This is a genomic window from Pseudarthrobacter siccitolerans (assembly GCF_001046895.1).
GTDB lineage: Bacteria > Actinomycetota > Actinomycetes > Actinomycetales > Micrococcaceae > Arthrobacter > Arthrobacter siccitolerans.
Genome location: NZ_CAQI01000039.1, coordinates 100,153 through 125,451, shown reverse-complemented (window position 1 = coordinate 125,451; position 25,299 = coordinate 100,153). Strand labels below are relative to the sequence as shown.

21 protein-coding genes and 2 tRNA genes are annotated in these 25,299 nt (G+C 66.2%); 4 read left to right on the top strand and 19 right to left on the bottom strand.

Features of this window, described 5'->3' with window-relative positions; all coding sequences use genetic code 11:
- Positions 1-48: 48 nt before the first annotated feature.
- Entirely contained in the window at positions 49-552 is a 504-nt protein-coding gene (locus ARTSIC4J27_RS08155) for a DUF3515 domain-containing protein (RefSeq protein ID WP_083435370.1), read from the top strand.
- A gap of 62 nt (positions 553-614) precedes the next feature.
- On the opposite strand, the gene ARTSIC4J27_RS08150 is transcribed toward ARTSIC4J27_RS08155, so the two are convergent.
- From ARTSIC4J27_RS08150 to leuC, 6 genes are all read right to left on the bottom strand, one after another.
- Entirely contained in the window at positions 615-1,760 is a 1,146-nt protein-coding gene (locus ARTSIC4J27_RS08150; protein WP_050054702.1) for a D-alanine--D-alanine ligase family protein, read from the bottom strand.
- A 2-nt stretch (positions 1,761-1,762) separates the two neighbouring features.
- On the bottom strand, positions 1,763-2,833 hold the full coding sequence (locus ARTSIC4J27_RS08145) for an NAD(P)H-dependent glycerol-3-phosphate dehydrogenase (protein ID WP_235436603.1): 1,071 nt from the start codon (positions 2,831-2,833) through the stop codon (positions 1,763-1,765).
- Positions 2,823-3,599, bottom strand: a complete 777-nt coding sequence (locus ARTSIC4J27_RS08140; protein WP_050054701.1) for a lysophospholipid acyltransferase family protein — start codon at positions 3,597-3,599, stop codon at positions 2,823-2,825. Before ARTSIC4J27_RS08140 ends, ARTSIC4J27_RS08145 begins: the two co-directional genes overlap by 11 nt.
- A gap of 10 nt (positions 3,600-3,609) precedes the next feature.
- Entirely contained in the window at positions 3,610-4,935 is a 1,326-nt protein-coding gene (gene murA / locus ARTSIC4J27_RS08135) for a UDP-N-acetylglucosamine 1-carboxyvinyltransferase (protein ID WP_050054700.1), read from the bottom strand.
- Between the two features lie 150 nt (positions 4,936-5,085).
- Positions 5,086-5,688, bottom strand: coding sequence for a 3-isopropylmalate dehydratase small subunit (leuD, locus tag ARTSIC4J27_RS08130; protein WP_050054699.1), 603 nt, complete (start codon positions 5,686-5,688; stop codon positions 5,086-5,088).
- Positions 5,689-5,696: 8 nt separating this feature from the next.
- Entirely contained in the window at positions 5,697-7,151 is a 1,455-nt protein-coding gene (gene leuC, locus ARTSIC4J27_RS08125) for a 3-isopropylmalate dehydratase large subunit (RefSeq protein ID WP_050054734.1), read from the bottom strand.
- A gap of 111 nt (positions 7,152-7,262) precedes the next feature.
- Here leuC and ARTSIC4J27_RS08120 point away from each other — a divergent pair, with 111 nt between their 5' ends.
- Both ARTSIC4J27_RS08120 and ARTSIC4J27_RS08115 read left to right on the top strand, forming a co-directional pair.
- Entirely contained in the window at positions 7,263-7,982 is a 720-nt protein-coding gene (locus ARTSIC4J27_RS08120) for an IclR family transcriptional regulator (protein ID WP_009356552.1), read from the top strand.
- Positions 7,983-8,044: 62 nt separating this feature from the next.
- Entirely contained in the window at positions 8,045-8,593 is a 549-nt protein-coding gene (locus ARTSIC4J27_RS08115) for a DUF1697 domain-containing protein (RefSeq protein ID WP_050054698.1), read from the top strand.
- A gap of 30 nt (positions 8,594-8,623) precedes the next feature.
- Here the strand turns inward: ARTSIC4J27_RS08115 and ARTSIC4J27_RS08110 are convergent, their stop codons facing one another.
- From ARTSIC4J27_RS08110 to ARTSIC4J27_RS08075, 8 genes are all read right to left on the bottom strand, one after another.
- Positions 8,624-10,237: a GTPase gene (locus ARTSIC4J27_RS08110; protein ID WP_050054697.1), complete on the bottom strand. Its 1,614-nt coding sequence runs from the start codon at positions 10,235-10,237 to the stop codon at positions 8,624-8,626.
- The gene (locus ARTSIC4J27_RS08105) at positions 10,234-11,958 is read right to left on the bottom strand and encodes a dynamin family protein (protein WP_050054733.1); all 1,725 of its coding nucleotides are present in this window, start codon (positions 11,956-11,958) and stop codon (positions 10,234-10,236) included. Before ARTSIC4J27_RS08105 ends, ARTSIC4J27_RS08110 begins: the two co-directional genes overlap by 4 nt.
- A gap of 452 nt (positions 11,959-12,410) precedes the next feature.
- Positions 12,411-12,486, bottom strand: a tRNA-Glu gene (locus tag ARTSIC4J27_RS08100).
- Between the two features lie 138 nt (positions 12,487-12,624).
- Positions 12,625-12,696 (bottom strand) — tRNA-Gln (locus ARTSIC4J27_RS08095).
- Between the two features lie 159 nt (positions 12,697-12,855).
- Positions 12,856-13,593 carry an HAD family hydrolase gene (locus ARTSIC4J27_RS08090; protein ID WP_050054696.1) on the bottom strand — a complete coding sequence of 246 codons (738 nt, stop codon included), beginning with the start codon at positions 13,591-13,593 and terminating at the stop codon, positions 12,856-12,858.
- Positions 13,593-15,107, bottom strand: coding sequence for a glutamate--tRNA ligase (gltX, locus tag ARTSIC4J27_RS08085; protein WP_050054695.1), 1,515 nt, complete (start codon positions 15,105-15,107; stop codon positions 13,593-13,595). The genes ARTSIC4J27_RS08090 and gltX overlap by 1 nt, the downstream gene beginning before the upstream one ends.
- Positions 15,108-15,156: 49 nt before the next feature.
- Positions 15,157-15,933, bottom strand: coding sequence for a fumarylacetoacetate hydrolase family protein (locus tag ARTSIC4J27_RS08080; protein ID WP_050054694.1), 777 nt, complete (start codon positions 15,931-15,933; stop codon positions 15,157-15,159).
- 42 nt (positions 15,934-15,975) lie between these two features.
- Complete coding sequence (locus ARTSIC4J27_RS08075) at positions 15,976-16,779, bottom strand: MBL fold metallo-hydrolase (RefSeq protein WP_050054693.1); 804 nt, start codon at positions 16,777-16,779, stop codon at positions 15,976-15,978.
- Positions 16,780-16,867: 88 nt separating this feature from the next.
- Here ARTSIC4J27_RS08075 and ARTSIC4J27_RS08070 point away from each other — a divergent pair, with 88 nt between their 5' ends.
- The gene (locus ARTSIC4J27_RS08070) at positions 16,868-17,476 is read left to right on the top strand and encodes a hypothetical protein (RefSeq protein ID WP_050054732.1); all 609 of its coding nucleotides are present in this window, start codon (positions 16,868-16,870) and stop codon (positions 17,474-17,476) included.
- 85 nt (positions 17,477-17,561) lie between these two features.
- Here the strand turns inward: ARTSIC4J27_RS08070 and ARTSIC4J27_RS08065 are convergent, their stop codons facing one another.
- From ARTSIC4J27_RS08065 to ARTSIC4J27_RS08045, 5 genes are all read right to left on the bottom strand, one after another.
- Entirely contained in the window at positions 17,562-18,674 is a 1,113-nt protein-coding gene (locus ARTSIC4J27_RS08065) for a branched-chain amino acid aminotransferase (RefSeq protein WP_050054692.1), read from the bottom strand.
- 101 nt (positions 18,675-18,775) lie between these two features.
- A complete protein-coding gene (locus tag ARTSIC4J27_RS08060) occupies positions 18,776-19,828 on the bottom strand; it encodes a 3-isopropylmalate dehydrogenase (protein ID WP_050054691.1) in 1,053 nt (350 codons plus the stop codon).
- A 157-nt stretch (positions 19,829-19,985) separates the two neighbouring features.
- A complete protein-coding gene (gene metG / locus ARTSIC4J27_RS08055) occupies positions 19,986-21,545 on the bottom strand; it encodes a methionine--tRNA ligase (RefSeq protein WP_050054690.1) in 1,560 nt (519 codons plus the stop codon).
- Between the two features lie 33 nt (positions 21,546-21,578).
- Positions 21,579-22,334, bottom strand: a complete 756-nt coding sequence (locus ARTSIC4J27_RS08050) for an ABC transporter ATP-binding protein (protein ID WP_050054689.1) — start codon at positions 22,332-22,334, stop codon at positions 21,579-21,581.
- Positions 22,331-25,129, bottom strand: coding sequence for an ABC transporter permease (locus ARTSIC4J27_RS08045; RefSeq protein WP_050054688.1), 2,799 nt, complete (start codon positions 25,127-25,129; stop codon positions 22,331-22,333). The genes ARTSIC4J27_RS08050 and ARTSIC4J27_RS08045 overlap by 4 nt, the downstream gene beginning before the upstream one ends.
- Between the last annotated feature and the right edge of the window lie 170 nt (positions 25,130-25,299).

The window sequence follows — 25,299 nt, the reverse complement described above, 5'->3', positions numbered from 1 at the left end:
GCCGGCACCGTGTCCTGGCCGGTGTGGCGGCGGCGATAGGCTTGGAGTATGCACCGCCCCCACGCTTCCCTGACCGCCCGCGCTGCCAGGACCGCACTGATCGGGGCTTTTGCGGCCCTCCCGCTCGCTGCCTGTGCGCCGGTGGTGGACGTTCCTGCTGCCAAGGATGCCGCAAACCCGGCGTGCGCCCCCATGATGGTGGCGCTGCCTGAGGCCATCGGGGACTCCGCACTTCGCAAGACGAACAGCCAGGCCACGGCCGCCTGGGGTGATCCCTCGCTGGTGGTCCTGCGCTGCGGCGTGAATGTTCCGGGACCCACCACCGACCGGTGCGTGACCGTCAACGGGATCGACTGGGTCATCAAGGAAGGCAACCCCGTGTGGACGCTCACCACCTACGGCCGGGAGCCGGCTACGGAGATCCTGATGGACCCGGACAAGATCAGCTCCGCCACGGTGCTTGCCGACCTTGCAGTTGCCGCAGCCGAGATCCCGGCCGGCAGGAACTGCGTGGGCCAGGAGGAGCTGCAGAACCTGCCGGAAAGCCAGTAGGTTCCGGCAAGCCTAACCGCCGGACACGGTCAACCACGGGGGAAGTCCGACCACCGAGGCGGCTAGCGGAGTCCGGTTTTGCGGTTCAGTGCCAAGTAGATGAGTTCATCGATCAGGTCCGCGTAGCCCAGGCCGGAGGCGGCCCACATCTGCGGGTACATGCTCTTGGGGGTAAAGCCCGGCATGGTGTTGATCTCGTTGATGATCAGCTGGCCGTCCGGTGTGTAGAAGAAGTCCACCCGGCTCAATCCCTCTGCGCCCACCGCGTCAAAAGCAGCCGCCGAGAGTTCACGCACCCTGGTGATGGCTTCCTCGGGCAGGTCTGCCGGGCAGCTGAGCGCCGCGGCGTCTTCCTCGACGTACTTCGCGTTGAAGTCGTAGAACTCGTGCGTGCCGCCTGCCACGGAGATCTCGCCGGGCATGGAGGTGCGGGGGGCATCGGTCCCCCTGCCTTCGAGCACTGCGCATTCAATCTCGCGGCCCGCAATTCCTGCCTCGATGACGAGTTTGAGGTCGTGCCGCCGTGCTTCCTCAATGGCCGCATCCAGCTCATCCAGCGAGTCCACCTTGGAGATGCCCATCGAGGATCCGGCCCTGGCGGGCTTGACGAAGACGGGGAACCCGAGCCGGTCCACCTGCTTCCGCACGGACTCCGCGTCCTTGCGCCACTGCCTGTCGGTGACGGCAATGTACGGGCCCACCTGAAGGCCGGCCGCTTCAAAGACCACCTTCATGTAGTGCTTGTCCATCCCCACAGCTGAGGCCAGGACGCCGGCTCCGACGTACCGGGTGTCCGAGAGTTCCAGGAGCCCCTGGATGGTGCCGTCCTCACCGAACGGGCCGTGCAGCAGCGGGAACACCACATCCACGGTGCCGAGCTCCTGCGGAACCTCGTTCGGGGAAGCCACGATCAGCTGGTGTTCACCGCCGATCTCGGCCAGCGTCACTGTTTTCTGTGACGGGACCACCTCAGGCAACGAGGATGCGGAGAGGGACCACTGGGCTGTGTCGTCGGCGGCAAGGACCCACTGCCCCGTCTTGGCGATTCCGATCGGGATCACCTCGTACTTGTCCTTGTTAATGGCACCAAGGACGCCGGCCGCGGTAACGCAGCTCACGGCATGCTCGCTGGACCGTCCGCCGAAAAGTACTGCCACCCGGGGCTTTGCCCCGCCGGCGGGCTCTGCTGCGGTCAGATTGTGGGACATGTTCAGTAATCGCCTTCAGGTTTCAGTTCCCGGGCCAGCAGGACGGGCCCCAGTTGGTCAACGGACAACTTGCCTGCCAGCACGGCGACGACGGCGGCTGTGATGGGCATCTCGACGCCCAGCTTTGCTGCGAGTTCGTGCACGGCCTGGCCGGATTTAATGCCTTCGGCTGTTTGGGTCATCTTCTGGCCTACTTCCTCCAGCGTCAGGCCCTGGCCGAGCAAGCGTCCGGCGGTGTGGTTCCTCGACAGGGGCGAAGAGCAGGTGGCCACGAGGTCGCCCAGGCCCGCCAGGCCCGCCATCGTTTTCGCGTCACCACCCAGCGCCAGCGCGAGGCGGGACGTCTCGGCGAGGCCGCGGGTGATGACGGAAGCTTTGGTGTTGTCCCCCATTTGCCGGCCCTCGCATATCCCTACTGCCAGCGCGATGACGTTCTTCACTATGCCGCCGATCTCCACCCCAACGACGTCCGCCGTGGTGTAGGGCCGGAAATAAGGCGCGGTGCAGCTGCGGGCAATCCAGCCGGCAGCTGCGGAATCGGTGCAGGCCACCACAGACGCGGTGGGCTCCTCACGGGCGATCTCCATCGCCAGGTTGGGACCGGATACGACGGCGATGCGCTCGGTGGGAACGCCAAGTTCCTCGCTGATGACCTCGCTCATCCGTGCGTCGGTGCCCAGTTCCAGGCCCTTCATCAGCGAAACCACCATGGCGCCGGGCACGATCATGTCCTTCCACCCGCGCAGCTGCGGCCGCAGGGACTGCGCCGGCACCGCCAGGACCACCAAGTCAGCGCCGTCGAATACCTGGCGGACCTCGGTGTAGGCGGTAATGCTGTCGGGGAGGGCGATGTCTTTCAGGTACTGGCTGTTGCGGTGGAAGGTGTTGATCTCCTCCACCACTTCACTGCGCCGGCCCCACAGCCGGATGGTGCGCGGCACACCGGCCGCCGTGGCGGCGTCGGCCAGGATCTTCGCAAATGTAGTCCCCCAGGAGCCGGCCCCGAGCACGGCAACGGAACGGGCCGATCCCCCCTGTATCCCTTCAGGAATCACCGTCCCCTCAGGAATCACCGGGCGTCCGTTCGCCGGTCTGCTGCTGCCCGCGCTCCACGAAGCGCCCGTGCTTTGACTGCTGCTGCTTGGCCGGATCCCAACGCACCGCCGGCGGCTGCTCCCCCCTCAGGTCCGCAAGGAGAGCGGTGATGGCGTCCATGATGGCGTCGGTGGCACCAGCCAGTGTGGCCTTGTCCAGGGGACGGCCGGAGAAGGCGCTGAGGTCCACGGGATCACCAACCACCACCCGGGACCGTTTGCGCGGGAAGATGTGGAACCGCTTGCCGTAGCGGGGGAAGACCTCGTGGGCGCCCCAGTGAGCGATGGGAACCACGGGAATGCCGCCCTCCAGCGCCAGTCGCGCCGCGCCCGTGTGGCCCTTCATAGGCCACAGGTCCGGGTCCCGCGTCAGGGTGCCCTCAGGGTAAATGATGATGGCGCCGCCCTCGGCGACAATCTCCTGGGCGACCTGCAGCGAGCGGTTCGCTCCCGCCGTCGAACGCTCCACCGGGACCTGCTTGGTGGCGCGCAGCAGCCAGCCCAGGGCAGGCACCTTGAAGAGGCCGGCCTTCGCCAGGAAGTGCGGTGCACGTTTGTGGTTGTACAGCATGTGGCCCACCACCAGCGGATCAATTTCGGTGCAGTGGTTGGGGGCCGCGATGAACCCGCCGGCGGGAAGCTTGTCCGTTCCCTCCCACTTCTTGTCCATCATGAGGTTCAACAGCGGCCGGGCAACCCCGGCGATGAACATAAAGGTGGCCCTGCTTTTCGCAGACTCTTTCACGTCAGTACCGCTACTTCGTGGGGGTGATGTCGAAGTCGGCGCCCAGTCCGGCCAGCTTTTCGGTGAAGCGCTCGTAGCCCCGGTTGATGATGTCGATCCCCGTCACGCGGGAGGTTCCCGTGGCGGCGAGGGCCGCGATCAGGTGGCTGAAGCCGCCGCGGAGGTCAGGGACGTCGATGTCGGTTCCCTTCAGCTGGGTGGGCCCGGAAATCACCGCGGAATGCAGGAAGTTCCGCTGGCCGAACCGGCACGGCACGCTCCCCAGGCACTCGCGGTGCACCTGGATGCTGGCCCCCATCCGGATCAGGGCGTCAGTGAAGCCGAAGCGGTTCTCGTACACGGTCTCGTGGACGATCGAAACACCTTCAGCCTGGGTCAGCGCCACCACCAGCGGCTGCTGCCAGTCGGTCATAAACCCGGGATGCACATCCGTTTCCAGGACCAGGGGGTTGAGTTTTCCGCCCTTGTGGTAGAAACGGATGCCGTCCTCGCCGATGTCCATGCCGCCGCCCACCTTGCGGTAGGTGTTCAGGAACGTCATCATGTCCCGCTGGGAGGCGCCTTCAACGAAGATGTCGCCCTTGGTCACCAGCGCTGCGGAGGCCCACGACGCCGATTCGTTGCGGTCCGAGAGGGCCCGGTGGTTGTAGCCGCCGAGGTCGCGGACGCCCTCGATGCGGATGGTCCGGTCCGTCTGGACGCTGATGATGGCGCCCATCTTCTGCAGCACGGCGATCAGGTCGATGATCTCCGGCTCCGTCGCGGCCCCGGAGAGTTCGGTGATGCCCTCGGCGCGGGTGGCGCTGAGCAGCACCTGCTCGGTGGCACCGACGGACGGGTAGGGCAGGGAAATCTTCGCCCCGTGCAGGCCCTTGGGTGCCGAGATGTGGATGCCGCCCGGCCGCTTCTCCACTACCGCACCGAACTGGCGCAGCACGTCGAGGTGGTAGTCGATGGGACGGTCGCCGATCTTGCAGCCGCCGAGATCGGGAATGAACGCTTCACCGATGGCGTGGATCAGGGGACCGCAAAGCAGGATGGGAATCCGCGAGTCGCCGGCGTGGGCATCAATGGCGGTGCTGGGCGCAGTCTTGGCAGCCTTCGGGTCCAACGTCAGGTCCCCGTTGACGGGGTCCTTGACCACGGTCACGCCGTGGAGCTGCAGGAGGGAGGTGACTACCTCCACGTCCTTGATCTCCGGAACGTTCCGCAACACGGACGGTTCGTTGCCCAGCAACGCTGCCACCATCGCCTTGGGAACGAGGTTTTTCGCTCCCCGGACGCTGACGCGGCCTGTGAGCGGGACTCCGCCGCGGATTGTCAGAACACTACTCATATACCGGTTTCCTCACGATAACTAGCCCCCAAAACCTTGCAAAGGCTCCAACCAAGCATAGGAGGTCGCGTTACCGAACCGAAATACGCCGGCGACGGCGGCAGGGCGTGGCGGACCGCCGTCGCACGGTCGGCAGGTACTTCCGCCCGCTCAGGATAGGCGTGCCGGCAGGGTTTTTGGCAGGAAGGCGGGGCGGGTGGCCTCGTAGGCAGTGATGTCCGCCTCGTGCTGGAGCGTCAGCCCGATATCGTCCAGGCCTTCGAGCAGGCGCCACCGGGTGTAGTCGTCGATGTCGAAGGGAGCAACGATGTTGCCGCACACCACGGTTTTGGACACGAGGTCCACCGTGACCTGGGTGCCGGGAGCGTTTTCGAGCTCTTTCCAGATCAGTTCGATGTCGTCCTGCGCCACCTGGGCGGCGAGCAGGCCCTGCTTGCCCGAATTGCCGCGGAAAATATCGGCGAAGCGGGAGGAGAGCACGGTTTTGAAGCCGTAGTCCTTCAGCGCCCATACCGCGTGTTCGCGGGAGGAGCCGGTGCCGAAGTCGGGGCCTGCCACCAGGACGGAACCGGCGTTGAACGGTTCCTGGTTGAGGATGAAGGAAGGGTCCTTGCGCCATGCCGAAAAAAGCGCGTCCTCGAAGCCGGTGCGGGTGATGCGCTTGAGGTAGACAGCGGGGATGATCTGGTCCGTGTCCACGTTGCTCTGGCGCAGCGGGACGCCGATTCCGGTGTGGGTGGTGAACTTTTCCATGGCGTGTCCTAGGCTGCGTCGGTACGGATGGCGGCGGATTCGGGGGCCGGATCAAGGTCCGACGGCGAACTCAGGGTCCCGCGGATGGCGGTGGCTGCTGCCACCACCGGGGACACCAGGTGGGTCCGGCCGCCCTTGCCCTGGCGCCCTTCGAAGTTGCGGTTGGAGGTGGAGGCGCAGCGCTCCCCCACTTCCAGCTGGTCCGGGTTCATGCCCAGGCACATGGAGCAGCCGGCAAAACGCCATTCGGCGCCGAAGTCCTTGAAGACCTTGTCCAGGCCCTCGGCCTCGGCTTCCAGGCGGACGCGTGCCGAGCCCGGGACCACGAGCATGCGGATGTTGGGGTCCTTCTGGCGCCCGCGGATGATGTTTGCAGCGGCACGCAGGTCTTCCATCCGGGAGTTGGTGCAGGAGCCCAGGAAGACGGTGTCCACCCGGATGTCCTTCATGGGCGTGCCGGCCTGGAGGCCCATGTACTGCAGGGCGCGCTCGGCGGCAGCCTTGGCATTCTCGTCGCCGAAGTCCTCCGGAGACGGCACGGACTCGGACAGGGAGACGCCCTGGCCGGGGTTGGTGCCCCAGGTGACGAAGGGCTCCAGCGTGTCGGCATCAAGGTCAACCTGCACGTCGAAGGTGGCGTCGTCGTCGGTACGCAGGGTGTTCCAGTACTCGACGGCGGCGTCCCAGTCAGCACCCTGCGGTGCGTGCGGACGGCCCTTCATGTATCCGTAAGTGGTCTCATCCGGCGCCACCATGCCGGCGCGGGCGCCGGCTTCGATGGACATGTTGCAGATGGTCATGCGCGCGTCCATGGACAGGGCGCGGATGGCGGAGCCGCGGTACTCAAGGACGTAGCCCTGGCCTCCGCCGGTGCCGATCTTGGCAATGACGGCCAGGATGATGTCCTTGGCGGTGACGCCTGGACGCAGCGTGCCTTCGACGTTGATGGCCATGGTCTTGAACGGCTTCAGGGACAGCGTCTGGGTGGCCATGACGTGCTCAACCTCGGAGGTTCCGATGCCCATGGCCAGCGCCCCGAAGGCACCGTGAGTGGAGGTGTGCGAGTCGCCGCAGACCACGGTCATGCCCGGCTGGGTGAGGCCCAGCTGCGGACCCACCACGTGGACGATGCCCTGCTCTGCATCCCCAAGGGAATGCAGCCGCACCCCGAACTCCGCGCAGTTGTTGCGCAGCGTCTGGATCTGCGTGCGGCTGGTCAGGTCAGCGATAGGCTTGTCGATGTCCAGCGTGGGAGTGTTGTGGTCCTCCGTGGCGATGGTCAGGTCCGGGCGGCGCAACTTGCGGCCGGCCAGGCGCAGGCCTTCGAACGCCTGCGGGGACGTGACCTCATGGACCAGGTGGAGGTCGATGAAAAGAAGGTCGGGCTGGGCATTGGCACCTTCGCCGTCGCCTTTGCGCACCACGTGCGCGTCCCAGACTTTCTCGGCCAATGTCTTTGCCATGGCCATCTCCCTTCACTGCTGTTTGGCTGATAGTTCCACTGAACCAGTACGCTCGGCACTGCGCCAGCCGAAAGATTTGCATCTCAGATATTGAGACGGCAATATCATTACATGGACAATTCTAGTGGAGTCGGTGTCATTGATAAAGCGGCCCAAGTGCTGGATGCACTTGAGGCAGGCCCCACCACCCTGGCGCAGCTGGTAGCGGCAACCGGCCTGGCCCGTCCCACTGTCCACCGCCTTGCCCTGGCACTCGTCCACCACCGGCTGGTCAGCCGCGATATCCAGGGCCGTTTCGTCCTGGGCAGCCGTCTTGTTGAACTGGCGTCGGCCGCGGGCGAGGACCGCCTGATCGCATCGGCGGGGCCGGTGCTGATGCAGCTGCGCGATGCCACCGGTGAGAGCGCACAGATCTTCCGCCGCCAGGGCGACTGGCGCGTCTGCGTTGCTTCCGCGGAGCGTCCCATCGGCCTGCGCGACACCATTCCGGTGGGAACGCAGCTGTCCATGAAGGCAGGCTCGGCCGCCCAGGTGCTGCTGGCATGGGAGGACCATGACCGCCTGCTCGAAGGGCTGCAGTCCGCCCGCTTCACGCCCACCGTCCTTGCAGGAGTACGACGGCGGGGCTGGGGCCAGAGCCTCGGCGAGCGCGAGCCGGGGGTCGCCTCAGTGTCAGCACCGGTGCGCGGACCGTCCGGCCGGGTGATTGCAGCAGTTTCCATTTCCGGTCCCATCGAGCGGCTCACCCGCCAGCCCGGCAGGCTGCACGCCGAAGTGGTCTGCAATGCCGGCCGTATCCTCACCGAGGCGTTGCGCAAAAACAACGACTGACGCAGGAACCTGTTCCTGCAGGCTTTTCCCTCGCCCGGTGCTGCGGACGCTAGGATTTCGCCATGGGCAGCTTTGCAGTGTTTCTTCGGGGCATCAACGTGGGCGGCATCAACATCAAGATGGCGGAGCTCCGGGAGGCGCTCAAGTCCGCCGGTTTTCCGGACGCCCGAACCCTGCTTGCCAGCGGAAACGTGGTGTTGACCAGCAGCCTGGACGCCACCGCAGTAAAACGGGAATGCGAGAAATGCCTCCGGGAGACCTTCGGCTATGACGCCTGGGTAGTGGTCCTGGACGCAGCCCGGGTGGCGGACCTGGTAACTGCCTGCCCCTACCCGGACGACGATAAGACCACTCACACCTACATCACGCTCTCCTCCGATAGTGGCATGCTGGACGAACTCGAAGCAGCCGGAGCCGCACTGGAGGGCGCTGAGCAAAAGCGGCTGGGCCCTGAAGCGCTGGCCTGGCTGGCCCCCGCCGGGGGAACCCTGGACAGTCCGTTCAGCAAAATCACTTCCAAGGCCAGGTTCAAGGCCTCCACCACCACCCGGAACCTGCGCACCCTCATCAAAGTCAGGGATGCCGCCGTCGGACTCTCCGCAGCCGGCTGACTGGCTGCCCGCCGGCGTCGCTCATTACTCCTATCCGGCGGCTGCCTTCAGCGCCGCATTGAACGCTGCAAGCCTGCTGACTTCGACCTCCACTGGTTCCACCACGAGTTCCTCGGCCACGGCCGCCACCGCTGCGTTAAGGCGCTTCCGTGCCCGTGCTGCCCTGGCCTTGGCGGCGGCCGCGGCTATGAACCTGCCGGTGAGGGCAAGGAAGATCCCCAGGACCACCCCGCCGGCGATCATCAGGGTGGGCACCGGCCAGCCCTCCACCCTGGGCACTTCCGGTACAGGCATTTGGAAGTAGCCAAGCGCCGCCAGGACGCCGAGCCAGCCCAGCCCGCCCAGGACTGTGAGCAGGGACAGCCATTGCACCACGTTGAATACGGTCCACCACCACGACTTACGGTTGGCCGCAAGGTCGGTAGCGGCAATCGCCTGGTCCAGTGCGTCGGGCAGCCGCTCCCTGCCCTCCCTCGCCGCGCTCCGGATGGCCGCCCGCCAGGGGCCAGGAGCGCCCGCGCTGGCGGCGTCGGCGAACTCCCGCACGGCTGCATCCGTCCTGGCACGCTCGGGCGCTCCCCCCTGCGGCAGCGAAGTCCGGTTCAGCTCCGAAGGAGCGGCGCTGCGCAGATTAAGGCGACGCAAGGGGTCCGGCCGGAACCTGGAAAGCCAGCGGGTGACGGGCCAGCCGGTCCGCTTCACTGCTTCGAGGCGATAGGACTGGCCCACTGCCCGCACAACAGCGGGGACATTCGCCGCAACAGCCAACTCGTCCGCCAGGCGCGTCTTTCCACCGGACCGGACGCCAGCCGCCTCTCCGCCACCGGATACTGTGCCCAGTTCCGCTGAGGCCCGGGTGATGTCAGCCGCCAGCCGCTGTGACTGGGCTTTGCGGTGTACCGCTACGCCGCGGATAGCGTCCCGGACTTTGTCCACCCCTGCCCCGGTGAGTGCAGAAGCCGCCAGGAGCTGGACCTTGGCGAGGCCGTCACGGGCAAGGATGGACCGGAGGGACTCCAGCACCGGCTGGACGTCCTGGGCGGGAAGGCGGTCCACCTGGTTGAGGACCACCAGGGTGACGGCCCCGTGCGAGGCCAGGCGGGCCAGGAAGTCGTTGTGGACAGCCGCATCGGCGTACTTTTGGGGATCAAGGACCCAGACCAGGACGTCGACGAGCCCCACCATCTGTTGCACCACTTCACGGTTGGCGGCCCTGGTCGAATCAAAGTCCGGCAGGTCCAGCAGGATCAAGCCGGTGGCCTCGTCAGCGAAGCCGTCCACGGCTTCAGCATGGTGCCGGTTCCGGACCTCCAGCCAGTCCAGCAGGGGTTCGCTGCCTTCCGCTCCCCACACCCCCGCCAAAGGTTCGGACGTGGTGGGACGGCGCGCTGCCGCCGTCGCGATCTCCGCTCCGCTCACAGCGTTGAACAGGGAGGACTTGCCGCTGCCGGTGGCGCCGAAGAAGCCCACCACGGTGTGGTCGGCGGACAGTGACCGCCGGGAGCTGGCCCGCTCGAGGACGTTGAGCACCTCCTGGAGCGATTCGTCGGGGAGGACGCCTTCGCCCAGTTCCCGGGCGTCGTTGAGGGCGGAGAGCCTGCGGTCCAGCCGTGAGGCATCGCGCGTGTCGCTGTGACGGCTCATGTGGTGTCCGCCAGCCGGGCCAGCGCGTTCGCGTGGGCAGCGAAGGCCTCGGCGGATCTGGCGTCCTGTTCCGGCAGCCGGGACAGGAATTTCTGCTGTTCGTCCTGCAGCAGCTGCCGGCAGCGCACGTCCAGGTCCTCCCGCGCTTTTTCGGCCATCCGCCGGACGGCGTCCTCGCCGAAAACAGCCTCCAGCAGCCGCTGTCCCACAACGGCCGTTCCCCCCGCCACGCCCACTTCGAGTCCTGTCAGTCCGGCCGTCATCGAGAACACCACGATCATCAGGGCCGCCCCCAGCCCGTTGATGCCGAAGGACAGCCAGCGGGCCTGGGTCCGCTTTCCCTGGCCTTCGGTGCGGATCATTTCCATCAGGGACTCCTGCCAGGCCCTGATTGCGGCGGCTGCGCGGTCCTCGAAGCCCGGGGATGTCCCGGAAAGGTCGTCCGTTCCCAGCAGATGGCGTCCGGCGGAGTCGTTCCGCCAGCTCTGGTCAGTGTCCTCGGCGGCATTCGCGGCTTCGTCCACGATGACGGCCTGCAGGCCCGTCTCGATGGCTGCTTCCACGCGGATGGCGGGCGGCGGTTCTCCGCGGAAGAAGGCGCCCAAACGGTCGCGGAACCGGCCAACGTTCTGTTCCAGGGTCCGGAAAAACTCTCCGGTACCCACGAAGTCCTGCCAGCGGGCCAGCACCTCGCCACGCAGCAGTGAGCCGTCCCTCGTAGCGTCGAGGATACGGCTGGCGGCACTGTTGTAGGCCGACACGGCGGCAGCTTCGAGGTTGCCTGCCGCCCGCTGCTGCTCCCGCGCCGCCTGGGCCACCGCGGCAACACGGCCGGCCAGGGCCCTGACCGTTCCGTTGAGGGTGCGGCGGGCGATCTCGGAACGGCCGGCGGCATTCGCGGCAAGGTCGCCCAGCCAGGTGCGCAGCGGCAGGACTGTGCCGGCGGGCAGCATACCAAGCGGGTCGAGAGCTGTTTCCGGAATGACGAACAGCTGTGCAGCACCCAGGCCTTCACGGTCCAGCAGTCCCCGCAGGTCCTCGCTGACCTCCGCTTCGGCACCCGGCGGCACCCTGTCCAGCACCACGGCCACCATAATGTCCCGGCCGGCCGCGTCCAGGAGCAGTTTCCAGGGAACGGCGTCGGCATAGCGGTTGGCCGTGGTGACGAAAATCCACAGGTCGGCAGCGGCGAGGAGCTGCCCGGCAAGCTTGCGGTTGTCGTCGGAGATGGAGTCGACGTCGGGGGCGTCCAGGAGTGCGATGCCTTGGGGCATGGCGGGGTCCGCTACGAGGACCAGGGAGGACATTGCTCCGGCGTCCGGGGCCGGCCCGGCGCTGGTGGCCGGCACCGGGCTGCTGGCGACATATCCGCGGATCCTGCTCAGGGTGGGCAGGACGCGCTGGCCCTCAAACCACGCTGCTTCCTGCGGATGGTGCAGCAGGATGGGCTGGCGGGTCGTGGGGCGGATGGCTCCGGACCGGGTCACCGGGTGGCCCACCAAAGCGTTCACAAGCGTTGATTTGCCCGCACCCGTGGACCCGCCGACGACGGCCAGCAGCGGGGCGTCCAGGCTGCGGTACCGCGGGAGGATGTAGTCGTCGAGCTGGGCTACGGCGCTGGCGGCGTCGCGCCTGGCTTGTTCCGCCTCGGGCAAGGCCAGCGGCAGCGAGGCAGCGGCGAGGTCATCCCGGACCTCTTCCAGCAGGGCCACAGCCGCCATCGCCTGCGCTGGCTGTGCATCGCGCGGCAGTTCCTGCTCGTTCCGCTCGTTCCGGGAGGTCACAGGAACATCATGCCAGTTCAGGGCAGCCTGGTCCCGTTTCAACGCCCCATCACCTCCTGCAGCCTCCCCTCCTTCCGGACGCGCGCTCACTTATGGTCCTGATTGGAAGAACGCGCGCTCACTTGCGGTCCCCATCGGGTCGACGCTCGCTCACTCCAGCCAGATGTGCCAGCGGGCGGTGAGCGAGCGTTCCCCGGAACCCGGCATCAAGTGAGCGAGGGTTGCCCGGAACCCGGCACCAAGTGAGCGCGCGTTGCCAAAATCGTGGCAGGAGGTGATGGGGCGATCGGGGTTGGGCCAGTAGGAGTAAATTCCGTGAAAGGAGGGCCGGCACCGGATGTCGTGCGAAACGAAAAACGGCCCCGGGCGTTTGCCCGGGACCGTTTCATTGGTGACCCCAGCGGGATTCGAACCCGCGTTACCGCCGTGAGAGGGCGGCGTACTAGGCCGCTATACGATGGGGCCGTGTACTTTTCCATATTTCTAACCAACGTTTCCGCTGGTCAAGCTCAGTGATTGTTTCATACACTTCGCTGTGGTTTCAAATCGGCGGACCGTCTGAAACCGGCTGTTGTACCGCCCGAAAGCGGGCTCTCAACAGAGCTGGGATACCAGGACTCGAACCTAGAATGACGGTACCAGAAACCGTAGTGTTGCCAATTACACCATATCCCAATGATACTTTCGGGCCGGTTTTCAGGGCTTTTACCCTGCTCCGTGCCCCTCAGCACGAGAAATTACTTTACCCGAAGCTTCCGGCTCGCACAAATCGGCTCGCCCCGGCCAGTGGAACGTGTGCGGGCCGCCGTCTCCAGCGGCCCGCGCAACCAACTCCTAGGCGATCAATTCCTGGAGCGAAGCCACCGAGTTGCCCTCGAATTCCTGCACGCGCTCCCCCGCCCGGTTGAGCCAGACGCCAAGCAGGCCGGCCGCCGTCGAGCCTTCCGCATCGAGCAGGCGGTTGTCGCCCACATACAACGTGTGGGCAGGGTCCGTGCCCAGCAGCCGGACCCCTTCGAGGTAGATGGCCGGGTCCGGTTTGGCCACTCCCAAAGTGTCTGTTCCCACAAGGCGGCGGACGCGTTCAAGTCCTGCCCCGTCCAGCTTGGCGCGCTGGTAATCGTGGACGTTGTTGCTGACCGCGCCGTAGGGGATGCCCACCCGGTCGAGCTTGTCCAGCAGCGGCATCACGTCGGGAAAGGGCTTCACGTAGGCGGGCTGCTTCTCCATGTACGCATTGAGCCACTGGTGGGATTGCTCACCTTCCCCCAGCTCAACCCCGAAGTGTCCCAGCGCAGCGCGGCCGCGGAGCAGGCGCTGCTCGTTGAACGTCAGCTCGCCGGCCAGGTACCGGTCGTAGTAGTGCGTGGTCTCGTGGGTGAAAATACGCCCGAACCGCTCCCACCCGGCCTGGTCAAGGCCGGGCAGGAGATGTTCGCTGACCTCCCGCAGGGCGGTGGTCATCGAATATTCGAGGTCAACCAGGGTGTCGTCGATGTCGAAAAGCACCCCGCGGACCGCGCCGAAGGGCGTCACCAGGACGGCGCCCTCTGCCTGGCTGGGAGCAGTCATCAGCCGCGGAAGCTCTTGAGCCGGCGGAGGGAGGACTCCTTGCCGAGGATCACCATGGACTCAAACAGCGGAGGCGAGATGCGGCGGCCGGAAACGGCAGTGCGCACCGGCCCGAAGGCCAGGCGGGGCTTGATGCCCAGGTCCTCGACCAGGGCCTGCTTCAGCGCCGCCTGGATGTTGTCCGGAGTCCAGTCCTCAACCGGTTCAAGGGCAGCGATGGCGGCGTCCAGGACCTCCGTCAGGTTCTCCGGCAGTCCCTTGAGGGCGTCAGCGGCGACGTCGATGGCGTCGTCTGCCTTGAAGAGGAAGGCCAGCATCTCGGGCGCCTCGCCCAGCAGGGTGATGCGTTCCTGGATCAGGGGCGCCGCTTCGGTGAGGATCTGCTCTTCGCGGTCCGTCAGGATTTCGCCCACGAGATCGGCGGCGCGCAGGTACGGCGCCAGCCGCTCCCGGAAAACCTCAGGTGCCAGCATCCGGACGTGCGTTCCGTTGATGGCTTCGGCCTTCTTGAGGTCGAAGCGTGCCGGGTTGCCCAGCACGTCGTGGATATCGAAATGCTCCACCAGCTGCTCAACAGTAAAGATGTCCTCGTCTGCGCTCAGGGACCAGCCCAGCAGGGAGAGGTAGTTCAGCAGGCCTTCGGGGATGAAGCCGCGCTCCCGGTGCAGGAACAGGCTTGATTCGGGATCACGCTTGGAGAGCTTCTTGTTGCCCTGGCCCATGACGTACGGCAGGTGGCCGAACTCGGGCATGTACTGTGCCACGCCCACGGCGTAGAGGGCGCGGTACAGAGCGATCTGCCGGGGGGTGGAGCTGAGCAGGTCCTCGCCGCGGAGCACATGGGTGATCCCCATGAGGGCATCGTCCACGGGGTTGACCAGGGTGTACAGCGGAGCACCATTGGCACGGACCACTGCAAAGTCGGGCACGGATCCGGCGCGGAAAGTGATGTCGCCGCGTACCAGATCGGTGAAGGTGATGTCCTCGTCCGGCATGCGGAGGCGCAGGACAGCCTCACGGCCTTCGGCCTTGTACTGGGCGAGCTGCTCGTCCGTCAGGTGGCGGTCAAAGCCGTCGTAGCCCAGCTTTGGATCGCGTCCCGCGGCACGGTGGCGGGCCTCGATCTCGTCCGGGGTGGAATAGGACTCGTAAATGAATCCGCCCTCGCGCAGTTTGGCGATCACGTCCTGGTAGATGCCGCTGCGCTGCGACTGCCGGTAGGGCTCGTGCGGGCCGCCCACCTCCACGCCTTCGTCCCAGTCGATGCCCAGCCACTTCAGGGCATCGAGCAGCTGGTGGTAGCTTTCCTCGCTGTCACGGGCTGCATCGGTGTCCTCGATCCGGAACACCATGGTGCCTTTGGTGTGGCGGGCGTAGGCCCAGTTGAAGAGGGCGGTACGGATCAGCCCCACGTGCGGGGTGCCGGTGGGCGAAGGGCAGAAGCGCACCCGTACGGGGGTCTCGGCGGTGACGGGCGGGATGGAGGCAGCATTCGACGCAGAAGCAGTAGTCATAGTGGCTTCAACTTTACCGTCTGCCGCCTGCCCGCCACCGTGGCTGGGGTCAGCGGCGGACGATGGGGTTGGACAAGCGGCCGATCCCCTCGATCTCCACCTCAATGCGGTCACCGGCGCTGACCAGGCCAACCCCGGCCGGCGTCCCGGTCATGATGACATCGCCGGGCAGGAGGGTGAACGCCTGGGAGACAACGGACACCAGTTCCCGCACGCCCCTGATCATCTGGCTGGTGCTGCCGTCCTGCCGCAGCTCACCGTTGAGCCGGGCCTGGATCTGCACGTCCTCGGGATCGAGTTCCGTCTCGATCCACGGTCCCAGCGGCGCGGAGGTATCAAAGCCTTTGGCGCGCGTCCACTGGAGGTCGCTTTTCTGGACGTCCCGTGCGGTGAGATCGTTGCCGCACGTGTAGCCGAAGATGACATCGTCAACGCGCTCCTCGGGCACATCCTTGCAGATCCGGCCGATTACCACGCACAGTTCCGCTTCGAAGGAGACTTCCTCGGAGAACTCCGGGAGTACCACGGGATCGTTGGGGCCCACCACGGCGGTGTTGGGCTTCAGGAAGAGGAGCGGCTGGGCGGGAACTTCGTTGCCGAGCTCGTGCGCGTGCTCCACGAAGTTGCGGCCTACACCCACCACCTTGCTGCGGGGAATGATGGGCGCGAGCAGCCGGACGTCGTCCAGCTTGTGACGGACAGAGGTGCGCTCCACCCCGTTGAAGAAGGGGTCTCCATGGATAACAGTGATGACTTCACTGCCGGGGTCACCTTCGACAACGCCGTAGAGGGGATCAGAATCAACGACAAACCTGGCAATACGCATGGCTCCTACCCTACCGTCTTGCCCGGCGCCGGCCGGGCGCCGCTACTGCCGCGCGGCTTCACCGCGGAGGTACTCAAGCTGAGCCGCAACCGATGTCTCAGCGGCCCGCCGGACGGAAGGGTCGACGTCGGAATAGACGGCGTCAGCGATGTCGCCAACGGCTGCGTCCCCGCCCAGGCGCTCCAGGACGGCACGGACCTGCGCCAGCCGTTCGAGGCGATGGGTGCGGTATGCCTGCGTGATGCCCTGCAGGGACGGCAGGACCGGTCCGTGAGCCGGAAGGACGGTGGCATGCCCCAGCGTTTCCAGCCGGTCCAACGATGCGAGGTAGTCCGCGAGGGTTCCGTCAGGGTAATCCAGCACGGTCGTGCCGCGGCCGAGGATGGTATCCCCGGAAAGGACGGACCCGTCCTGGCCGTCGCCGGGGAGATGGAAGCATACGGAATCGGAGGTGTGGCCCGGCGTGGCCACAACCCTGACCTCGAGGCCGCCTGCGGAAAGTACCTCGCCGTCCTGCAGCACGGCGCCGCTTCCGTGGCAGTGGGCAGGATCGGCGGCACGGACAGGAGCCCCCGTGAGCTGGTGCAGCCGCGCCGAACCGGCGGTGTGGTCGGCGTGGCGGTGGGTGATAAGGATGAGTTCCACTGGCGCTGCACCGGCCAGCGCCCGGAGGTGAGCCTCGTCCAGCGGCCCCGGGTCCACCACCACGGCACCGGCGGATCCGGGCGCCTGCAGGATGTACGAGTTGGTTCCCTCCAGGCTCATGGGTCCGGGGTTGGGGGCCAGGAAGAACTGCGTGAGGGCCGAGCTGCGTGCAAGGACGGGGCCGGAAGCTGAAGTCACCATCCCATCTTTGCAGTCCGGCGGAATAAGCGGGACCCTGCGGCGGGTTGTGGCCTACAGATCAGCATTCCCTACCGAGAGCACCGCCATCATGAGCACAGCACCCACTCCCGCCTTGTCAGACCTCCTCGCCGGTGCTGCCGCCGCAGGAAACGACCACGCAGGAACCGAGAAGAGCACCGGCCTCCGGCACATCCACAACCACGCCACCGGCTCCGTGGTGTGGTTCCCCACATGGCAGGCATTCCGCCGTACAGGAGACTGGGCCGTGGCGGTGGCGGAACAGGAAGCCGTGCTGGCCAGGGCCAGCGAAGAGGGGACGTCAGTTGCAGAGGCAGCCGCCGCACACCTGGAGCAGCAGCGCGGGATCCTGCTTGAGAGGGCTGCCGTGTCCGCCGACCCGAACGCGTTTGTGGAAGCCAACCTGGTGCCGCACCTGACCGAAACCTGGGCGATAGCCGAGGCCGTGGCCCGGACCTCCGGCGAACAACTTCCTGAAGGCACTCCCCCGGCCGGGTTTGCCTCGTATCCCTATGAGCTGTATACCCAGGACGGCGCAGTTTTCGCCACCACCCTGTGGAACGACCTCCTTGATGCCCGACGACGGCGGGCGCTGGAGGAGGAAGCTGCCAGGAAGGCCCTGAAGCCCGTTTCCCGCAAGGCACTGAAGAATGCCGCACGGAAGGCTGCCCGGCGCTGATCATCCCCGTTGAGCAGCGAACGGCGCCTGCCGGGGATGAGCCCGGCAGGCGCCGTCGTAATTTGGCAGTCAGGAATAAGCCGGACTAGGCGAGGCGGGTAAGCCAGCCGTGGGTATCGGGCACCGAACCGGTCTGGATGCCGAGCAGCTGCTCGCGGATGGCCATGGTGGTCTCCCCTGCCTTGGCATCTTCTGAGCCGATGAATTCGGTGGCGTCCTTCAGGACACCGATGGGCGTGATGACTGCCGCCGTGCCGCAGGCGAAGACTTCTGCGATGTCGCCGGAGGCAACGCCGTCGCGCCACTCATCGAGGGTGATCTTCCGCTCGGTGACTTCGCGGCCCATGTCCTTGGCCACCTGGATGACGGACATCCGGGTGACGCCTTCCAGGATGGTGCCGGTCAGCGCGGGCGTGACCAGCGAGCCGTCCTTCATGACGAAGAAGACGTTCATGCCGCCCAGTTCTTCAACGGCGTCGTCGTTGAAGTGGTCCAGGAAGAGGACCTGCTTGCAGCCGTTGGCTTCAGCTTCCTGCTGGGCGATGAGCGACGCGGCGTAGTTCCCGCCACATTTGGCATCGCCGGTTCCGCCGCGGCCGGCGCGGGCGTACTCGCGCGAGATCCAGATGGAGACGGGCTTCAGTTCGCCGCCGAAGTAGTTGCCTGCCGGCGAAGCGATCACCCGGAAGGAGACCTCGCGGGCCGCACGGACGCCCAGGAACGCTTCGGTGGCGATCATAAACGGCCGAAGGTACAGCGCTTCGCCGTCGCCGCTGGGAACCCATTCCTTGTCGGCTGCCACCAGTTCGCGGATGGCGCCGAGGAAGTACTCGGCAGGCAGTTCGGGCAGGGCAAGCCTGCGGGCGGACTTGTTCAGGCGCGCGGCGTTGGCCTCGGGCCGGAAGGTCCAGATGGAACCGTCGGCGTGGCGGTAGGCCTTGAGCCCCTCGAAGATCTCCTGGCCGTAGTGGAAAACAGCGGCCGACGGATCGAGGACGATCGGCCCGTACGCTTCAATCCGGGCGTTGTGCCAGCCGCCGCTGCCGTTCTCGTCAACGCTGTAGTCGACGATGGCGGTGTGGTCGGTGAAGTAGTTGCCGAATCCCGGGTTTGCCAGGATGGCTGCACGCTCTTCAGCAGACTTCGGGGTGGCCGAGGGTTGCTGGCTAAAGTCGACGCCGTGGGCAGTCTGAGTCATGGTTCCTCCACGATCGGCCGCCTCGGCTCAGCGTTGAACGGCAAGGCGGCATTTGGTGATTCGAGACAAGCTTACGCCCGTTGCCGGCACGCCCCGCGCGGCTAGAGGCCTGCGGCGATGGCGTCGCCGATGGCACTGGTGCTGCGGGCACCGCCGTCGCGCTTTTCGACGTCGGCAACTACTGCTGCCTCGATCCGGCGGGCCGCTGCGGTGTAGCCGAGGTGGTCCAGCAGGAGTGCTGCGGACAGGATGGCGGCGGTGGGGTCGGCCTTGCCCTGTCCGGCGATGTCCGGAGCTGAACCGTGGACCGGTTCGAACATGGACGGCGCGGTGCGGTCCATGTTGATGTTCCCCGAAGCGGCCAGGCCGATGCCGCCGGTGATCGCTGCGGCGAGGTCGGTGAGGATGTCGCCAAAGAGGTTGTCGGTGACGATCACGTCGAAGCGGGACGGGTCGGTAACCATAAAGATGGTGGCAGCGTCCACGTGCAGGTAGTCGTGGGTGACTTCCGGGAACTCCTGGGCCACTGCTTCGACCGTCCGCTTCCAGAGGTGTCCTGCGTAGACAAGGACGTTGTGCTTGTGGACGAGGGTCACATGCTTGCGTTCCCGGGCGCTGGCGCGGCGGAAGGCATCGCGGACCACGCGCTCCACACCGTGCGCCGTGTTCAGCGAAACTTCGGTGGCCACCTCGTGAGGCGTGCCGGCGCGAAGGGTGCCGCCGTTTCCGACGTAAGGGCCTTCGGTTCCTTCGCGCACCACGATGAAGTCGATGGTGCCGGGGTTGGCCAGCGGGCTCCCCACCGTTCCGTAGAGCCGTGACGGGCGGAGGTTGACGTAGTGGTCGAGGCTGAAGCGGAGCTTGAGCAGCATCTCGCGCTCGATGATGCCGGACGGGATGCGCGTATCGCCGGGGGCTGCCCCCACGGCGCCGAACAGGATGGCGTCCCGGGTGCGCAGGTCCGCAAGGACATGGTCCGGCAGCGTTTCGCCGGTGGCCAGCCAGTGCTCAGCGCCGAGCTTGTAGTGGGTCTGCTTGAGCTCAACGCCCTCTGCGGCCACGGCCTTCTCCAGCACCTTCAGTGCCTCCGCAATGACCTCAGGGCCAATGCCGTCGCCGGGGATAACTGCAAGATCGATGGAGGATGCGCTCATAGTTTCAGGGTAGCCAAGTCATCCAGATGCTGGTCAAGCCGTCTCATTATTCGAACAGATGGGCGGTACTCCTCGGGAAGGAACGGCAACGCTCCCACACCTTCGCTGCGAAAGGTGAGAGAGCGTTGCCGGAAAACCTGCAGAAAGTGAGAGAGCGTCAGGCCCCGGCGGGCTCCTCATACTTGGGGAACACCGGTGCTGGTGCCGGCAAATCGATCCCGGCCGCGATGGGCGTACCAATGGCGGCGAACTGCCGGGCCTGCCCTTCCGGCTGGCCCAGTGCGTCCAGGAGTTTGGACGTGGCGTTCGGCATCACCGGCTGGGCCAGGATGGCCACGATACGCAGGACTTCCAGCGTCACGTACAGGACGGTGTTCATGCGTTCGACGTCGGTCTTCCGCAGCACCCAGGGAGCCTGCTCGGCGAAGTAGGCGTTGGTGTCACCCAGCACGCCCCAAATGGCTTCAAGGGCGCGGCTGAATTCCTGCTTGTCAAAAGCGGCCCGGGCCGCTTGGAGCAGGCCCCCGGCCTGGGCAAGGATCGCTTCGTCCGCGGCAGTGAACGCACCGGGTACGGGCACCTGGGCCCCGCAGTTCTTCGCCACCATGGACAGCGAACGCTGGGCCAGGTTGCCGAAGTTGTTGGCCAGGTCGGCGTTCATCCGGCCGACGATCGCCTCATGGTTGTAGCTGCCGTCAGCCCCGAACGGAACCTCGCGCAGGAAGAAGAACCGCACCTGGTCAAGCCCGTACTGTGCCACGAAGTCGGCGGGGGCCACCACGTTGCCCAGCGACTTGGACATCTTGACGCCGTTGTTCTGCAGGAACCCGTGGATCATCACCCGTTTGGGCAGCTCCAGCCCCGCACTCATCAGGAAGGCGGGCCAGTAGATGGCGTGGAAGCGCGAGATGTCCTTGCCGATGACGTGGACGTCGGCCGGCCAGAACTTCCGGAACTTCTCCGAATCCACGTCCGGGTAGCCCACACCGGTGAGGTAGTTGGTCAGGGCGTCCACCCAGACGTACATCACGTGCTTGTCGTTGCCCGGGACCGGGACGCCCCAGTCAAATGTGGTGCGGCTGATGGACAGGTCCTCCAGGCCGCGCTTGACGAAGCTGATGACCTCGTTGAAGCGGTATTGCGGGGCGCCGAACTCCGGCTGTGCCTCATAGAGCGCAAGGAGCTTGTCCTGGTAGGCCGAAAGGCGGAAGAAGTAGCTCTCCTCAGCCGTCCAGGTCACCTCGGTGTCCGTTTCCTTGGAGTAGCGCACGCCATCGTCCTTGACCACGGTGTCGTCTTCGCCGTAGAACGCTTCGTCCCGGACGGAGTACCAGCCCTCGTATTTGGAGAGGTAGATGTCCCCGTTGGCTTCCATCTTCTTCCAGATGGCCTGCGAAGCGGCGTAGTGGTCCTGGTCCGTGGTGCGGATGAAGCGGTCGTAGGTGATGCCGAGGGCTGAATGCGCGCCTTTGTAGACCTCGGCATTCCGGTCCACCAGTTCCTTGGGCGTGATGCCTTCCTTTTCCGCGGTCTGGGCGATCTTCATCCCGTGCTCGTCGGTACCGGTCAGGAACATCACGTCGTAGCCGTCCAGCCGCTTGAAGCGTGCCATGGCATCGGTGGCTATGTACTCGTAGGCGTGGCCGATGTGGGGCACGCCGTTGGGGTAGGTGATGGCCGTGGTGATATAGAACGGCGTTTTCTCTGAAGCAGTCACGGGAGGACGTTACCTTCGGTGCGGAGGGACAGGCTAGATCAGTTCAGTCAGGGTATCGCTGAGCCGGACGAGTTCGTGGTCGTGCGAGGCAACGAGTACTGCGATGCCATCGGACGTGGTGTCCTTCAGGATGCTGATGATGCGGTTGGCAGAGGCGCGGTCAAGGCTCGCCGTGGGTTCGTCCACAACAAGGACCCGGGTGCCGAGGATCAGGGCCCGGGCGATCGCAACACGCTGGCGTTCGCCGCCGGACAGCTGGGCGGGGCGGTGCCGCATGCGGCGGCCCAGGCCCACCAGGTCCAGCAGGTCCTTGGCCATGTCCCGGCGCTGGTCCACTTCGCCGTCGGGAACCGCGGGCAGCAGCACGTTCTCCAGGGCGCTCATGCCGTCGATCAGGGCACCGCCCTGGTCCACGTACCCGATGAGGGCACGACGGCGGTCGGCGATTTCGTCGTCGCCCATGGTTTCGAGGGAGTCGCCTTCCCAGAAAACGCGGCCCGACGTCGGCAGGGTCAGTCCGGCGCTGACGGTCAGGATGCTGGTCTTGCCCGAGCCGCTTCGGCCGGCGACGCAGTGCATCTCGCCGGCGTGCAGCGTCAGGTCGAAACCTTCCACCACGCTGACGGCTTCGGCTCCGCCTTTCCCGCCGCCGTAGCGGATGGTGATGTCGCTCAGTTCCAGCGGCGTCTCATGGTCAGCGGCCTTGACGATGGTGTTGGCGCGCGTCTGCAGGGGGACGTCGCCGGAGCCGGACCGGCGGCTCCGCTGGACATTCGTCTGGTTTGTCATTGGACCACTTTCGTTGCAATCGGTATCCAGCAAAGTACAGCTACCAGCCCGGCCACGCCTGCCCACAGGGCGGCGTAGGGGGCGAGCAGCAGGCCGATGCCGAGGGCGCCCAGCACGCCCAGCGGCAGGGCCACGGTTCCCACCAGCGCATTCTCGAACAACCGGACCTGGCGGAGCATGTCCGGGTTCCAGCCCATGGCTTCGAGGATGCCCAGGTACTGGCGCTTGGCGTTGAGTTCAAAACGTCCGGTGACCAGGGTGAGCACCAGTCCCACCACCACGCCGGAGAGCGCCAGGAGGATGCTCGGCAGGGCCACGCTGGCAGCTGCGAGGCCGCTCAGGGCGCTGGCGCCGGCCGCCCGGGGAATGTCGATCAGCAGCGCGATGAGCCCGCCCACTGCGGCGCCGAAGACGCCAACAGCAACAGCGAGGGACAGCGTGTTGAACTTGTTGGTGCCGAGCTGCCGGTTCGCGAAGGTCAGCGGCGAGTCCACCGGGATGAGCCGTTCGTCGTGCTGCGGCTCCTGGTCGATGACGTCCCTGTGGCGCAGCTGCTGGGCGGCGAAGAATGCCGCGGCGGCGTACAGCACCAGGACGGAGACGGAGACCAGGGCGGTGGCCAGGCTCCAGCTGACCAGGCTCAGGACCAGGCCGGCCACGGCGAGCAGGACAGCGCCCACTCCGAATTCCTCAAGGACCCAGCTGCGGATCCGGCGTTGGGTCCAGCCCATCGCACGGAGGGTACCGGCCTCGGACCGGCGTTTGCGGATGTAGCTCACGGTGGAGGCGCCGGTCAGGAGCGCGGCTCCGCACAGCGTGAGGAAGAGCAGCGTGACGTTCGTTCCGGACAGGGACCCCGTCACGGCGTCGGCTGCGTTCTGCCGGACCCAGGACTGCTGGACCGTGCCCAGGGCCGATTCCTTGCCGGCGCCGTCCTTGGAGTAGCCGGGAACGAAAATGCTTGCGTCTTCACGGGCGGAGCCGGCCACGATGGTGGCTTCCAGGCCCATGCTGCGGATCTCGGCGGCGAGTTTTTCAACCTCGGGCTGGGCCTCCTTCCAGCTTCCGGGGGCGTCGGCGCGGACACGAACGGCATCGATCACGGCTGCGTTCTGTGTGTAGCCGCGGGCAGCAGCGAGTCCGTAGTAGTCGGTGATGGCGCCGGCGGACTGGCTGGCGAGCCCGGTGGCGCTCAGGGACGGCTTCAGTTCTGCGGCCGCAACATCCTTGCCCTCGGCGTCCTTGACCAGGCTGAACGGAGTGGGGTCATAGCCGCCCAGCGGAAGCCTGTTGACGTCACCGGCCGCCTTCGCCACAGCGGACGGGTCGAAGGTGCCGTACACCATGGCCAGCGGGGCTGAGACCTTCTTCTCGCCGGTCTCCAGGTTTTCGCGGTAGGACCGCTCATCCACGGGTTCGCGCTGGGTCTGGTCCACCGGGGTGCCGTTGGCGCTCTTTTCGGGCAGCCGGTTCACAGTGACCCATTCGCCGGGTACCGCGGCCTTGTCCACGGCGCCATTTGCCGCGGTTTTACCGTCGGTGTACTGCGGGGCCGCGGCAAAGTCGGTGCTCCACTGGGCGGGCGTGTAGAGGCCCTGGTTGAAGTTGCCGGTGGCACCCAGGAGGGAGGTGTGGTCTGTGGATCCGGGCCAGGAAAGGACGAACGGGTCCTTCGAGACGAAAGGCAGGTAGTCCTGTCCGAGGGACCTGGAAACTGTCCCGACGTCCTTGACCACCTTGCCGGCGTCGTCGATTTCCTCGATCTTGACGTTGTACTTCAGGTCCAGGGACGTACCCGAGCGGACCACCAGGGGTATGGCCTGGGAGTCGGCGGTGAGCTGGCCGGTGCGCTTGGCCTGCTGGTACTGGGTCATCAGCGGTGCCCAGTATTTGAGCTTCACGCCCAGGAAGTCAGGACCTTCCTCCAGCTGGTCCAGCCCGATGCCGTTGGTGAAAAGGCCTTCCAGGTACCGGCCGACAGCGCCGGCGTTGCGGGCGTCGGCGGGCGGGGCCTTTTCCAGCGGGGAAAGGAAGTCCCCGGCGGATCCGAGCAGGGCGCGCTCGGCGGCAGGGTCGACGGCGACCACTGACTCCGTCACTTCCGGGGCAAGTGGGAGTGACACGGACAGGTTGAACAGGTTGTGTTCGGAACCGCCGGCGGGCGCGGCGAACTTGATTCCCGTTTCGCCTTCGGGGGCGGCGATCCGGATGCTGCTTCCCCCGGCGGCCTGTTCCTCAACGAGCCTGGCTTTGCCCAGGGTGCCTTCGGCGCTGGACTTGAACAGGGTCTGCTCGGAAACACCGTCGGAGCTTACGGCGCTGGCGGTGAGGCGGTACTTCTTCGCCTGGTCGCTGAGCACGGACTCCGCTGCCGGCCACTGGGCGGGAGCGGTGGCACCTGCGGCCTGGTCCGCCGTCGCGGTCCCTGCCAGCCCGGCGTTGTAGCCCAGGTAATCCATGGCATCCAGCCGCGGGGCCTCAAGGTTCTGTGTCACGCGGGACACCAGGCTGATGGGCGCTGCCACGGAGGTACCGGACAACTTCCGGATGGCCTCCAGCTGTTCGAAGCTGATGCCGCCGGTTCCGTTAGCGATTTCCGGCTGCAGCATCGCACCGGAGGGCGCCTTGGCCTGGACCAGGACATCGTAAAGGCCCCGGGAATTTTCATTCACGGTCCGGCTGAGCGCCGCCTGCGATTGACTTTGGACGATGACCGACAAGCACATGGCTGCGATCAAGATGGCCGCGGTCAACAGCAGCACCCTGCTTCTGATGAACCTCTGGACGGCGTTCATTGAACTCCCTGAAACCTGGATTGCGTGCGCACATTCGTGTCCGCGCGGCGGACGTGGACGATTACGGACGGATGTGCAAAAGGTATTGGCCGGCCTGCCGGCATGGTCCCAAGAGGACCCAGCCATTGTAAGCAGACCGGCCAATCATACGTGGCCCCGCCCGGACGCGC